This window comes from Jeotgalicoccus psychrophilus DSM 19085, assembly GCF_000425845.1.
Taxonomy (GTDB): domain Bacteria; phylum Bacillota; class Bacilli; order Staphylococcales; family Salinicoccaceae; genus Jeotgalicoccus; species Jeotgalicoccus psychrophilus.
This window is the reverse complement of the sequence record NZ_KE384463.1, coordinates 113,986-128,030: the sequence shown is the minus strand read 5'-3', so window position 1 is coordinate 128,030 and position 14,045 is coordinate 113,986. Positions and strand designations below refer to the sequence as shown.

Below are 14,045 nucleotides of genomic sequence, written 5' to 3'. Positions count from 1 at the left end.
CTCCTTATTCATATAGATACATCGGCTCTACACCCTGACGGTTGTTTATCAGTTCCTGAACCATTTTCACTTCTCCGCCGCCTGTAATACTTTCTATTGCGCTTTGGATTTTAACGCCGAACGGGAATGATGTTGTTTGTGCGCCGCCGATTTCCACTACTTGCGGAGTGCCGCCGACTTCTTCTTTCAATGCAGCAAGCGCATCGTCAAAGTAACCCTGCTGGTCAACAAGACCGTTTTCAATTGCTTCGCCGCCGAGATAAATTCTGCCGTCAGCAAGTTCTCTTACCTGTTCTTCAGACATGCCGCGTCCGTCCGCAACAACATCAACGAAATCCTGGAACATCGTATCGACGATACTCTGCAGGTAATCCTGCTCTTCTTCAGTTGCTTCGCGTGAAGCAGACATCATGTCTTTCATTTCACCGCTCTTATACACATCGTAGGAAATTCCGACGTTTTCAGCGAGCTCAGTGTAGTTCATGCTCTGCATAATGACACCGATTGATCCGGTGATTGTTTCATCTGTAGCAAAGATTTGATCAGCCGGTGCTGAAACATAATAGCCGCCTGACGCTGCCATGTTGCCCATCGAGCTGTAAATTGTCTTGCCGCTTTCTTTAATTTCCATCAGATATTTATGTATCTCCGCACTTTCGAAGACACCGCCGCCCGGCGAGTTAACATTGAGCAGTACTGCACTGTATGTATCTTCAGCTGCAATATCTTTTAAGGCCTGAATTGTCATTTGGTGATCATAGCCTTCTGTAGCGAACATTCCGCTGCCGGTAGTCCCCGTATCCTGAATGACACCATCAAAGTTTACAACAGCAATTTTATTGCCGGCGTCCCCTTCTTCAAGCACCTGACTCACCGGTTCATTTGCACCTGAAAATTCATTAAACATATCTTCCCAGTCACTCGCCCACAGCGACGTCATAAATGACGCACCGAGACCGAGGATGACCAGCGCTATTGCTGAAACTAACGCGATAATTCTTTTCATGAAACATCCTCCTCTATTTAAAAGTCAGTTTTATGATAACACTTTTTTGTATGTGTTTCGCCTGGCAGCATGATTTGTTTATATCAACTTTATGACCGCTTAACATGTATTAGAAATTAAAAAAGACATCCGGAGATGTCTTTTTTAATCAAAATGTTTCGCCTTATATTCCATTTCTTCTTTTTCTGTTAAAAGACCGGTCGCAATACCGATACTCCCGTCTTGTGATTTCCATATGACGTTATGTACCTGCACAGCATTCGTAAAATCACCCTGCTGCCAGGCTGATAATGTTTCTATGTAAAAATCTTTGTACTGATAATCAGATTTCTCTGCCGTTGTAAGCATGTTGTTAATACGCTCTTTTGTAATTTCCAAACTGCCCCATTTAATCTCCGCTTTAACTTTCTGATGTGTCATTTTATGAAGATCATCAGAGAAGTTCCATTCCGAAGGCTCCCCTTCTGAATTTGCAGTGTCGTCAAACTCGATTTTTTTATCAGTTTCCAACAGACGCTGAATCTCGCCGTCCGGATCAACTGATGATTCTGCCTGTTCATTCCCCGAGGTCTTGCCGTAGTCTGTATAAACAAAGTAAATTATACCTGCCGCCAGGACAATCGCAAGGATAATCAGAAAAACAGTCACCGCTATTTTCATCTCTTTCTTCAAGAACTCCCCCCTTTCATATTTGGACATACTCAGCATTCGGTCATGCATAAAATGACTCACTAGTATATAATTTGAACTAATCATATTAATGAGTTTTTAATAGAATACAGAACTATTAATTTTAGCAATAATTTACTTATTTCCCAATATTATTCGAAAATTTAAATGTATAAATGAATTATTTTGATATAGGAGTACGTTAAATATGACAAATAACACTATTTATTTCTTTGAACCAAACAATAAGAATTCAAAAAAGATTGTCAGTGATCTCGAAAATCTTTTTGCAGATATCGGAATTAAAACTGTTGAAAACTGTAATGAGGCGAGTATTGTAGCATCCATCGGAGGAGACGGCGCCTTCTTACAGGCGGTTAGAAAGAACGATTTCAGAAACGACTGCATGTATATCGGCATCGGTATTAAAGAGAAAAACTATATGTATGTAGATTTTAATTACCATAATCTATTAGAAATCAGACAGGTCTTTAAATTGAATAACTTCGAAACACGCAGCTATCCTGTAATTGAAGTAAAGGTAAATAACAATCAGCCAAACTACTGTCTGAATGAATTTACGCTGCGTTCGAGTTTAGTCCGCACGATAAAAATGGATCTTTACATAGAAGACTTTCTGTTCGAACACTTTAACGGTGACGGTATTGTGATATCAACACCGACCGGCTCCACGGGCTATAACAAGTCGCTTGGCGGTGCTGTCGTTGACCCGCTGGTCAATGCGATGCAGGTCACTGAACTCGGCAGTGTAAACAATAATAACCACCGTACACTCGGCACAAGTTTTCTGTTATCAAAAGAGCGTCCAATCACTCTCGTTATCGATCAATCTGACGATTACTATCCAATCATGAGTATGGATAACGAAGCATTAAGCGTACAGAACACTGAAAAAGTCAGTGTTAAATTAAGCGATAAAAAAATTAACACAATCAGACTCCACAACAATACATTCTGGCACAAAGCACAGAGAAACTTCCTGTAAAGGCGGCAGTTTAATATGATAGAAAAATATGATTTGCAGACAATAGCTAAAAATACGCTGCGGCCGAGAAAGCTTGCGAGAAATGGCAAAGCAGGATACGTTGCATCCGCCCTGCTTACTAAAGACGATAATGTCTATACAGGCGTCGCTATCGATGTTGCATGCTCAATCGGTTTCTGCGCAGAACACTCAGCAATCGCAGCGATGGTTACAGCAGGGGAAACAAGGATAAAAGAAATTATCGCGGTGCACCGTGACGGGCGGATACTTCCGCCGTGCGGCAGGTGCCGGGAATTTATCGTGCAGATTCATAATAAGAATTATGACTGCGCTGTCCACCTTCCTGGTGACAGACTCTTTCCATTGAGCGAACTGCTGCCCGAGCGCTGGGATGTATAGCTGAAAAATTAAAGTCAGACCTGGGATTTGATTGTCCGGGCTGACTTTTTTGATTTATACGGAGTTATTGCGGTGGAGTTTGGGCGTTCTCTCGCTTGGAATGACAACGGCGGTTCCCTGTTGTCATTCCAGCGCTCCCGGTTCACAACGGCGGTTCCCTGTTGTCATTCCAGCACTCTCGGTTCACAACGGCGGTTCCCTGTTGTCATTCCAGCACTCTCGGTTCACAACGGCGGTTCCCTGTTGTCATTCCAGCCCTCCCGGTTCACAACGGCGGTTCCCCGTTGTCATTCCAAGGCTCTCGGTTCACAACGGCGGTTCCCTGTTGTCATTCCAGCACTCTCGGTTCACAACGGCGGTTCACCGTTGTGAATCAACTTCATATAGCAGTATATATCACCTATTTCTGGCCAGCTTCAACCGATGCTTTAAAGAAAAATATACTTAATATTGTTAAGCTAAATCCCAGACCGTATGTCAGCAGACCAAAATTATGTAAATCAAGTGCCAGTGTCACAAATAAAAGAATGACAACAAGCAGACATAAAAACCCTAAGCTTTTCATTAAATCCCTCCACTTTACCCCCGTACTTAATTCCGACTATATAATAAAACCTCCGAAAGTTAAACTCTCGGAGGTAATTATATTTCTACAGCAGATCGCTGAATTCTTCTTTACTATCTTCTTTTTTAGATGGCATATAGACTTCAATATTTTCCATCGCTTTTTCAATCATCGGTTCAAAATCTACAGCTTTCTCAAATTTCTTAACCGATTCTAATGATGGTTTGGTCTTCGGTGCTTTTGGTTTAAATATTGTACAGCAGTCCTCAAATGGCAGGATTGATGTTTCATATGTGCCCATATTTTTCGCCATTTTAACGATATCGTTTTTCTCTAAAGTGAGTAACGGACGCAGTACCGGCAGTGTTGTTACTTCATTTATCGCAAACATGCTCGTCAGTGTCTGAGACGCAACCTGACCTAAGTTCTCACCGTTAACGACTGCTTCTCCGCCAATCTGCATTGTCAATTTCTCAGCAATACGGAGCATAATACGTCGTGTTGATGTCATCGACAGGTTGTCCGGAATGCGGTCATATAATGTCGTCTGCAGTTCTGTGAACGGCACGATGTGAAGTTTAATATCGAAGCCTGTTCTTTCACTCATAATGTCGACAAGTGCTTTGACTTTGTCTGTTGCCTGCGGGCTCGTATACGGAGGAGAATGGAAGTGAATTGCTTCGATTTCCACTCCACGGCGCATAATATCGATACCTGCGACCGGTGAGTCGATGCCGCCCGACAGCATTAACAGTGCTTTGCCGCCTGTACCAAGCGGGAGTCCGCCAAGTCCTTTAATCGTTTCATAGTACATGTAAATCGCGTCGGGTCTAATTTCAGCAAGTATTTTATAATCCGGTTTTTTCACATTAACTGTAAGGTGTGACGTATTCATTGTTACGTAATCACCGAGCAGCTGCTGCACTCCGTATGTGTCCAGATGGTACTGTTTGTCTGCACGTTTCACTTCAATTTTAAATGAATAACCAGCTTCGATTTCATGTGCAAATTTAAGTGCTGTTTCCTTCATTGCCTCGTCTGTTTTTTCCAGTCTGACAACCGGTGACATACTTAAAATTCCGCTGATATTTGTTAACTTATCGATAATTTCATGCGGGTCTTCTTCGTTTAAAACAATATAAGCACGGTCGCGGTTCGCTTTAATCTGCACGTCGTATTGTTTCAGTGCCTTTCGCATACGGTCACGGAGCGCATTCACAAACATTTTTCTGTTTTTTGTTTTCAGCGTCAGTTCTCCGTAGCGGATTAATATGTGGTCAAATTTCATTTCAGTACATCTCCTAATTCTTCATAAACCTCTTGTAATGCTGTAATTAATTTATTTACATCGTCTTCAGCTGTATTCCGTCCCATTGAGATACGGATGCTGCCCTCGATAATTTTATCTTCATTATCTAATGCGAGAAGTGTTTCGTTTAATGTTGCGAGTTTAGATGCGCAGGCGCTTGTCGTCGATACTGCGATACCGCGTTTTGATAATGCATTCACCACTACTTCGCCTTTTGCTCCGGCAAATGACATGTTGACAATATAAGGTGCTGCTTCAGGCTGGAGATAAACAGCTTTTAAATCTTTAACTGCATCTCTTATCTTTTCATTAAACCGGCTGAGGCGCTTATTCACTTCACGTGCTTCACCGAGCGTCAGACGAAGTGCTTTGGCCATTGCTACAATGCCTGGTAGATTCACCGTACCGCTTCTGATATTATACTCATGTCCGCCGCCGTATTGTACAGCACGGAGCGTTGCAAGGTCTCTGACGAACAGTCCGCCGATGCCTTTAACACCGTTAAATTTATGTGCAGAAATACTGATTGTATCGGCCCCGTTGTAACCCAGATCCGCTTTGCCGATTGCTTGTGTTGCGTCGACATGGAAATGGATTTTCGGATAATCTTTCAGCATCCCGGTAATTTCTTTTATCGGCTGCACACTGCCTATTATGTTATTCAGTGCCATCACTGTAACGAATACCACGTCGCTGTTCAGCAGTATTTTTAAATGTTCGATATCAACTGTCCCGTCAGCCATTGTGTTTATATATTTAACCGTAAAGCCGTCCTTTTTCATTTCTTCAAGGACGTTAACGATACTCGGATGTTCAAGTTCACTCGTCAATATTGTCTTGCCGAATTGTTTCTTTTTCTTCAGCATACTCTGAATCGCAATGTTATTACTTTCTGTCGCACTCGATGTAAAGACTAAATCGTATTTTTTCAAATCCATCAGTTCCAGTATTTGAGCACGCGCCGCCTCTAGCAGTCTCGCTGCATCTTTGCCGCTCTGATGAATACTTGCTGTATTGTAAAAGTACTTCTCGCTGGCCGTCATATAGGCTTCAAGCGCCTCTTTATAAGGTGCTGTCGTCGCTGCATTATCAAAATATATCATCCTGATTCACCTCTCACATAAAATGACTTAGGATATGACATATCCTAAGTCATTTTGTTAATTATTATCAAATTGTTTTTCTATCTTCGCTGCACTGCCCGGTTCAACACTTTCCACTGCATCTTTCGCAAGGCCAAGGGCACGCTTGTAGCGGTTTTCTTTAAACAACCGTTCAGCTTCGTTTAAGTGAGCATTTAAATCCGAATCCGTACTGCGGAATCTGTTTCCGTACTGAATCATCAGTTCCGTCAGCTGTGAATCTCTCATCACCGCATATGCTTCCTGTTCAAACTTGTTCATCATCAGAACAGTATCATTTACTTTCGCTTTAACATATTCAACATTCATCGGACGCCGGCTGAAGTAATTTTCAACTTCTCTGATATTCACTTCAATTTCATGTTTCATAACGATAAACTGCTCAGGTAAAGTTACCAGGTTCGATGACATCAGTTCACGGTAGACCTTTTCTTTACGGTCGTTAACGTAACGCAGGTTTTCGCGCGCTTCTGCATCATCTTCTCTCAGGTTAACCAGATGCTCCTGAATGCTGTTCTGTTCTTCATGAATCGTATGTGCATTATTTTTTAAATAATCGATATTATCCACAATCGCACTGTAGCGTGTCGTATTTTTTTCAGTCTCAGTAATCATATCGCTGTAAATCGTAATCAGATTTTCAATCTCATTTTCATAGTTCATTACTTTTTGGACATCAGACTCATCGATATGATAGTGCTCTTTAATATAATCGATTTCAGTGCGCAGTGTATAGTTCAATGCTTTAGCGTTAAATAATTCGTCGGTAATAACATCTTTACCGCTGTCAAATTTATTTTTCGCGTTGACTTCATGCTCAACGAGTTCATACATGTCATCAAGCTCATCGTGAATATTGTCTAAAATAGATTCCGCTTCTTCGAGCTCCAGTTTTGCAACCAGAGGTTCAACGCGGTTTAAATTGCTTTTCAGTGTCGATAATCTGTTTTCGACTTTAATGTGGTCAAGATCGTAGCCCTGCGCACGCAGATCTCTGCAGCCGTAACGGAGTTCCTGGAACTGCTGAGGCAATTCTTTTTGCACTTCTTTAATCAGTTTTGGAATTTCGTCCATGTTGTCTTTTAAATTTAAAAGCTCGTTGTAAGTACTGAAGATAAACTCATTGGCCCGGAGATAATCCCCATCGTTGACCATTTTTTCATACTTAGCAACTTCCGGTTCATAAGCTTTAATCACTTCTTCAAGCGGCTTTTTAGCATCTCCGAATTTGTGTCCGTTCGCAAGCACGTCGCGTTTCGCTTCGCGGTACAGACGTTCACTTTCAATATTCTGATGCTTCCCCTCTTCAACAGCTTTTACAAACCTGGCAACTTCTTCAGTCAGTTCATCGTACTTATTTTTAATGACCTCTATATTCTCCCCTGCGAGTTCATTATTTTTAGTACTTTTGGCAAATTTAAATTGCTCAACGTTTGTTTTAGACTGTTCAAGTGCATTTTCTGCATGTGTACTATGAGTATTTAATGCTTCATTCCATTCATCCTGCCAGTTGTTATAAAGCACTTTAGCTTCACCGTGCAGGTTGTAATTTTTCAATTTAACTAAATCCAATTTAAATGGAAGCTGATTCACTTCATGCAGTCTGCTGTATTGAGTATCAATCATTTGTGTTTTTACAGATCTTAAGTACAGCAGTACAGCTGCTGTCACGATGACCAAAATGATAATCGCGATTAATATATACACCCACATACACTTTACCTCCTAGATATATACTCAATTATAGCTCAAAACGTTGTGTTGCAAAACATATAAATGTATAATTCTTTAAAATCACCATTATAGATAATAATCATGGAGGCATAATATGTTCACGAATATAGAAATTAAAGATTACGACACGTTAAACAAAATGCTCAAGAGCCTTATCGAAGACGAAACAAATAGAATTGCGAACCTGTCTAATGCATCGAGTCTGCTTAACTTTTTCCTTAAAGACATCAACTGGGTTGGCTTTTATTTGTATGAAGAAAGTACGAATGAATTAGTACTCGGACCCTTCCAGGGACTGCCTGCATGCGTACGCATTGAAAACGGCAAAGGCGTATGCGGTACAGCATTCCGCGGCAACGATATTTTTATCGTTGATAACGTGAATGAATTCCCGGGTCACATTGCATGTGATGCAAACAGTAAATCAGAAATTGTTGTGCCTCTGTATAAAGATGGCAAAGGCATCGGCGTACTTGATATCGATGCACCGATTTACGACCGTTTTACAGAAGAAGACCGCAACGGTTTGAAAGCATTCGTCGATACATTAATCAACTATATTTAACGTTGACTTTCAGTAACTAAAGATGTAAAATAAACTATTGTGTAAATGAACAGTATAAGTAGCGGATAGTCATTGCGAGTAAGTATGCGGTCCCCGCGGTTGGTGTGCTGCGTAACCAATGCTATGAGGCGAAGGCACTTTAAATCGTATACCCTCGCAGGAGATTATTCCCTTATGATTGTTTTTTGCATATATTAATAAAACATAAGGAGGAGCTAATATGGCTCGTTTTACAGGTTCAATTTGGAAAAAATCACGTCGTTTAGGAATTTCCCTAACTGGCACAGGTAAAGAATTGGAACGTCGTCCGTATCCACCAGGTCCACACGGTCCAACACAAAGAATTAAATTATCAGAGTATGGTAAACAGTTACAGGAGAAACAAAAACTTCGTTACATGTATGGCGTTAACGAACGTCAATTCCGTACATTATTCGACCGTTCAGGTAAAATGAAAGGTGTTCACGGTGAGAACTTCATGATCTTACTAGCGACTAGATTAGACGCAGTAGTTCGTGCTTCAGGTCTTGCTCGCACACAACGTCAAGCACGTCAGTTAGTTAACCACGGTCACGTTACTGTGGACGGCAAACGTGTAGACATTCCTTCATTTATCGTTAAACCAGGACAGGTTATCGGAGTTCGTGAAAAATCACGTAACCTTGATATCATCGCTGAAGCTGTTGAATTAAGCAACTTCACACCTGAGTACCTGACATTCAACAAAGATAACTTAGAAGTTACTTTCGACAGACTGCCAGAACGCAGTGAATTAAATGCCGATATTAACGAACAGTTAATCGTTGAGTACTACTCAAGATAAGCACTTTGGAATACCCGAAATCATTATTCAATGGTTTCGGGTATTTTTTTGTTTTTATTACGCTTCTCTTTTTGAAATATTATCAAGAAAGTCTGTCCCTCGTCACTGTGATGACGACAATGACGAGTTAGAGGTCCTACCCCGTCACTGTGATAACGACAATGACGAGATTAAGGTCCTGCCCCGTCACTGTGATAACGACAATGACGAGTTAGAGGTCCTGCCCCGTCACTGTGATGACGACAATGACGAGATTAAGGTCCTGCCCCGTCACTGTGATGACGACAATGACGAGATTGAGGTAAAAATAAAAGTCTCACAGGCAGAGGAGAAAAATCGCAAACAATCATCATAGATTTATTCCTTATCCAAGTAAGCAGACAAAAAAAAGACACCCGGAGGTGTCCTTTAAAAAATTAAACTATTTATTAAACAGTTTCAACGTTGACAGCTTGTGGTCCGCGTTGTCCTTCTTCGATTTCAAAAGTAACTTTTTGGCCTTCTTCTAAAGTTTTGTATCCTTCACCTTGGATAGCTGAGAAGTGTACGAACACGTCGTCTCCTGCTTCTTGCTCGATGAAACCAAAACCTTTTTCTCCATTAAACCATTTCACAGTTCCTTCATTCATTGAAAAAACCTCCTTGTGCTTATGCACGTGTTATTTTTGCAGTTTTAAACATTTAAAAGAGTTTTTTCAGAATATGAATAGAAACTATTTAAACTTTGACTTAAAAACTACACTCTTAATATACCATGGTCTGACCAATAAGCCAACCCAATTATCAAATTATTTTAACTTTCACACGCCCAATTATCTTTATCTCTGTCCATTTTAGACTGATATGCCGGGTGATCACTGGCTACTCCGTCCGGGAATTCAGTTTTTAATTCAGTACAGTTTGCAAAGTTATAAGAGCCCCCTGATTCCGGTGCTGTAACTGGGTTCGCATTGGATTCAGGAGCTGTTTCCACCAACGTTTCTTCTTCCTCTTCACTGTTAAAACCTTCTCCGCCTTCGTTCACGTAACCGGGAATTGACCATATACCAAGCTGATTATTTTTAGCATATTGTTCTTTTTCACGGAAATCTGCAAGATAACGCTGCTGTTCATAAATATAACCGACTCTCGCGAGCCCTTCTTCCAGCAGCACTTCGTGCACACTCACACCGTCAGCATACAAATACACTAGATGTCTGCCGTAATGATCCGTCTGCGCGCCTTCATCATACTCAATATGTAACTCCTCCGCACTGTTCATCAGTTCAGTCATTCTCGACGACGCCTCAGGTCCGAACGCTTCTACAGGCTTGTTCGGATGCACCGTTTCCGGTGTATCAATTAGCAAAAGACGCAGCTTCAGCATATTGTTGTCGCTGTCGATTACATGAACAGTATCACCATCCACTACACGATAAAGTTCTACTGCTGTAAGACCATCTATTGCAGAAGACTCTGCTTCAGCCTGTTTTTCAACTTCAGCTTTTTCTTCAGCTTCCTTTTCAGCAGCAAGCTTCTCCTGTTTCTCTTTCTCAGCCTGCTCTTTTTCTTTCTGCTCTTGCGCTTCACGCTCAGCTTGTTCTTCCTTTTCAGCCTGAGCCTGTTCTTCTTTAGCTTTCTCAGCAGCTAAGCGTTCTTCCTCTGCCTGCTTTTCAGCATCAGAACCCGCTTCATTATCTTCAGAAATTTCTTTTGCGGTCTTTACAGTTTCCGATTCAACCGCTGCTGCCCCTTCTTCTACGTTCGTTCCGGGCATTGTAAATATAAATAATAGAAACAATATAAAACCGACGATAAATGAATTACGTGTGATTTTACTGAATTTACCTTTTTGCTTGTACTTTAAATTATAAAAACGGCTCGATGCCATCGATATAAACATCGCAATCGACACCAGCACCCATAAAATCAAAAACGCTTCATTAATCGTTGCACCTTCAATAGTCAATGCACGGTTAATCATTAGAACACCGGAAACAGTTAATAAAATAATTACCGGCTTCCAAAAAGATGCGCTGTCGTCTTTATCCATCCAATGCGCATGCATTGCAAAACCGAACAAGACTGCTGTGGATATGATTGCTATAAAAATTAAAAACCCGAATATAATACTCATTTAGTCTTCTCTCCATTAATAATCATGTCTATTTATTATACGTGATAAAAAGTATCTGTGAATAAACAATTAATGGATAATTTGACTAAGTTGGTACTAATCCGAGTGTTAGGGTTATTCTACTTTTTTACTTTAATAAATTTGTGAGAACCTATAAAAAATAGAGGTTACTAAAATGAACATAAATCCTCCTAGAGATGGAAGACTAATCTTTTGCATAATCTCTTCATTTTCAACATTCATCCGAATTTATAAAATTCTAATCATTTATAACAATTTTATACTGTCTTGAAAAATATGAACCTGTACATAAAATCAGATACACACTTAAAACAATCAGACCGGATTCCGGAAATAATCCTTCCGGTTTTGTATCCGGGAGAGATGTATAAATAAGGTTACTGATTACCAGAATCGTCCAGACAGCGATAAGTATATTTGCCGTTCTGCTGAACAGAGTATCTTTTATCAGAATTCTGTCCCCTGCCTGTACATTCAACTTGGATTCTCTGTCCATCGGAGATGTACACATCAGCTGGCCTTTCTTTGCAAGTATGTTCATTTCTGTTTCTTTAAATGAATTGACAGTACCAATTAATCTGCCGTTAAATTGAATCTTAACTGGCGTAAAACTTCCTATAAACCATGTCCGGCGTTTTACAGTAATTTTCAGATTATCATCATCTTTTATAGTTTCCATAGCAAACACCCCAAAGCACAGTATATTTTCACTTTATTAATACTTTAACAAACTCACCTTAATTAATCTCCCTGAAAAAATTACTGTAATAAAAAAACAGTACTGAACTTTTTCAGTTCAATACTGGTTCAAATCTAACTATTAAATAATTCCCATAATAAACGCGATTGCCATTGCAAGTATACTGAAACCCCATATCCACCAGAATGCGTAGCGTATGTAGCGTCCCATCTCAATGCCTGCAAGTCCTACAGCAAGCCACAGTGCCGGTGAAAATGGACTGATAAATGTACCAATAACATTACCGATCATCATTGAGTATGCTGCAGTAATACTGTCCACGCCATGAGTGGATACTATTTGTTCCACAACAGGAAGCAGTGCGAAGTAATATGCGTCTGTATTCAGTACCAGTTCAAGCGGTGCACCAAAGAATCCAACAATATAGTGCAGGAACGGCACAAGGAATGCAGGCAGTATTACTACCATATCCTCTGCAAGTGAGTTAAGCATACCAGTGTTTTCAAGTATTCCAAGGAAAGATCCTGCAGCAAGTATAATTGCTGCCATCATTAGAGCACTTGGTGCATGTGCTTTAATTCTGTCCATCTGTACATTTGTGCCTCTGTAGTTAACCGGTAAGGCAATACTCACAGCCAGCATAAATATTAAACCGGCTGGAAGTAATCCCGACATCAGCAAACCGACAACTGCAAATGTCAGCAGCAGGTTGAACCATAACAGTTTCGGACGCTTTAATGACTCTGCCTCATCATCATTTTCCAAATTAAAATCATCAAAGCTGACACCTTCAATTATCATTCCGTTCTTAAGCAACCTCTTTTTCTCCAGACTGCCGACGAGCGCCGCCATTGCGATAAGCAGTATAATCAGTACACCCTGCAGAGGAATAAGCGGCTGCCACAATTCTGACGCGTCCACACCTAGTACAGCTGCAGTACGGCCAAGCGGCCCGCCCCACGGTACCATATTCATAATACTCGCACTCATACCAATGAGCATAACAAGCATGTAAGGGTTCATATTTAATTTTTTATATAAAGGTAGCAATGCTGGAATAGTAATCAGGAATGTTGAGGCACCTGAACCATCCAAATGAGCAATTGCACCAATAATTACAGTAGCCATCGCAACAAGAGTTACATTACCCCGAGATAACTTAACCATTTTTGTAATAAGCGGATTAAACATTCCTGTGTCCTGCATAATTCCAAAGAACAGAATTGCGAAGATAAACATTATTACGACAGAAATTACAGAACTAATTCCGTCATTAAAGAACTCAGTAATTTCTCCCGGACCGAAACCGGCAACAAGCGCACCGACGAACGGTATAATCACTAACGCTACAATCGGATTGAGCTTTTGAGTGATCAGTAAAATAACAATCGTTAAAATAACTAATAAACCGATAATACTAAGCAAAAAAATTACCCCCTGTATCTATGTATGGAGAAAAAAATCATATTTACTATAGCGCTTACAAAATATCGCAACCGCTTTCATAATATTTTATTAATAAACCTTCCACCTAACCTAAGATTTTATTAATAAGTTTTCATTATAAGATAAGTTTTTTTATATTTAAAGACTTGAAATATTTAGAATTATTTGTTAGTCATTAATTATTCTTATGGAACAAACAAAAAGTTTTCGATAATATAAAGGATTATACTAAATTCTAATTGTCTATACTTTTGGGGTTGACGTGACAGAGTCTCATGTGTATCCGCAATCAACTAGACTGGCGTGACAGGGTCTCATGTGTATCCGGAGCTAACAGCACTGACATGACAGGGTCTCATGTGTATCCGGAACCAACAGGACTGGCATGATCGGGTCTCATGTGTATCCGGAACCAACTGGACTGGCATGATCGGGTCTCATGTGTATCCGGATCCAACAGGACTGGCATGATCGGGTCTCATGTGTATCCGGAACCAACAGGACTGGCATGACAGAGTCTCATGCCAGTCCGAAAGCTCAGATC

Annotated in this window: 14 protein-coding genes; 4 read left to right on the top strand and 10 right to left on the bottom strand. The window is 40.5% G+C overall.

All coding sequences use genetic code 11. The annotated features are described in order from the left end of the window. Positions 1-4: 4 nt before the first annotated feature. Positions 5-1,006, bottom strand: a complete 1,002-nt coding sequence (sppA, locus tag H625_RS0109445; protein ID WP_026859685.1) for a signal peptide peptidase SppA — start codon at positions 1,004-1,006, stop codon at positions 5-7. A gap of 144 nt (positions 1,007-1,150) precedes the next feature. After that, a complete protein-coding gene (locus tag H625_RS13280) occupies positions 1,151-1,678 on the bottom strand; it encodes a DUF6241 domain-containing protein (RefSeq protein WP_051239046.1) in 528 nt (175 codons plus the stop codon). A gap of 205 nt (positions 1,679-1,883) precedes the next feature. Here H625_RS13280 and H625_RS0109435 point away from each other — a divergent pair, with 205 nt between their 5' ends. Both H625_RS0109435 and H625_RS0109430 read left to right on the top strand, forming a co-directional pair. Then, positions 1,884-2,681: an NAD kinase gene (locus H625_RS0109435; RefSeq protein ID WP_026859684.1), complete on the top strand. Its 798-nt coding sequence runs from the start codon at positions 1,884-1,886 to the stop codon at positions 2,679-2,681. A gap of 15 nt (positions 2,682-2,696) precedes the next feature. Next, positions 2,697-3,080 carry a cytidine deaminase family protein gene (locus tag H625_RS0109430; protein WP_084135816.1) on the top strand — a complete coding sequence of 128 codons (384 nt, stop codon included), beginning with the start codon at positions 2,697-2,699 and terminating at the stop codon, positions 3,078-3,080. A 400-nt stretch (positions 3,081-3,480) separates the two neighbouring features. Here the strand turns inward: H625_RS0109430 and H625_RS13630 are convergent, their stop codons facing one another. The 4 genes from H625_RS13630 to H625_RS0109410 form a co-directional block, all read right to left on the bottom strand. Beyond that, entirely contained in the window at positions 3,481-3,645 is a 165-nt protein-coding gene (locus H625_RS13630; RefSeq protein WP_156897217.1) for a hypothetical protein, read from the bottom strand. A gap of 85 nt (positions 3,646-3,730) precedes the next feature. Next, the gene (gene thiI / locus H625_RS0109420) at positions 3,731-4,933 is read right to left on the bottom strand and encodes a tRNA uracil 4-sulfurtransferase ThiI (protein ID WP_026859682.1); all 1,203 of its coding nucleotides are present in this window, start codon (positions 4,931-4,933) and stop codon (positions 3,731-3,733) included. After that, on the bottom strand, positions 4,930-6,057 hold the full coding sequence (locus H625_RS0109415; protein ID WP_026859681.1) for a cysteine desulfurase family protein: 1,128 nt from the start codon (positions 6,055-6,057) through the stop codon (positions 4,930-4,932). Before H625_RS0109415 ends, thiI begins: the two co-directional genes overlap by 4 nt. Before the next feature lie 57 nt (positions 6,058-6,114). Then, complete coding sequence (locus tag H625_RS0109410) at positions 6,115-7,809, bottom strand: septation ring formation regulator EzrA (protein ID WP_026859680.1); 1,695 nt, start codon at positions 7,807-7,809, stop codon at positions 6,115-6,117. A gap of 115 nt (positions 7,810-7,924) precedes the next feature. Between H625_RS0109410 and H625_RS0109405 the strand changes: the two genes are divergently transcribed. Continuing rightward, entirely contained in the window at positions 7,925-8,395 is a 471-nt protein-coding gene (locus H625_RS0109405; RefSeq protein ID WP_026859679.1) for a GAF domain-containing protein, read from the top strand. A gap of 220 nt (positions 8,396-8,615) precedes the next feature. After that, entirely contained in the window at positions 8,616-9,218 is a 603-nt protein-coding gene (gene rpsD / locus H625_RS0109400) for a 30S ribosomal protein S4 (RefSeq protein ID WP_026859678.1), read from the top strand. 428 nt (positions 9,219-9,646) lie between these two features. Here rpsD and H625_RS0109390 read toward each other — a convergent pair whose 3' ends face one another. From H625_RS0109390 to H625_RS0109375, 4 genes are all read right to left on the bottom strand, one after another. After that, positions 9,647-9,847: a cold-shock protein gene (locus tag H625_RS0109390; RefSeq protein WP_035785698.1), complete on the bottom strand. Its 201-nt coding sequence runs from the start codon at positions 9,845-9,847 to the stop codon at positions 9,647-9,649. 164 nt (positions 9,848-10,011) lie between these two features. Further along, positions 10,012-11,334, bottom strand: a complete 1,323-nt coding sequence (locus tag H625_RS13275; protein ID WP_051239045.1) for a thermonuclease family protein — start codon at positions 11,332-11,334, stop codon at positions 10,012-10,014. Positions 11,335-11,593: 259 nt separating this feature from the next. Then, on the bottom strand, positions 11,594-12,034 hold the full coding sequence (locus H625_RS0109380) for a hypothetical protein (RefSeq protein ID WP_026859675.1): 441 nt from the start codon (positions 12,032-12,034) through the stop codon (positions 11,594-11,596). 141 nt (positions 12,035-12,175) lie between these two features. Continuing rightward, positions 12,176-13,480: a CitMHS family transporter gene (locus tag H625_RS0109375; RefSeq protein WP_026859674.1), complete on the bottom strand. Its 1,305-nt coding sequence runs from the start codon at positions 13,478-13,480 to the stop codon at positions 12,176-12,178. Positions 13,481-14,045: the final 565 nt, after the last annotated feature.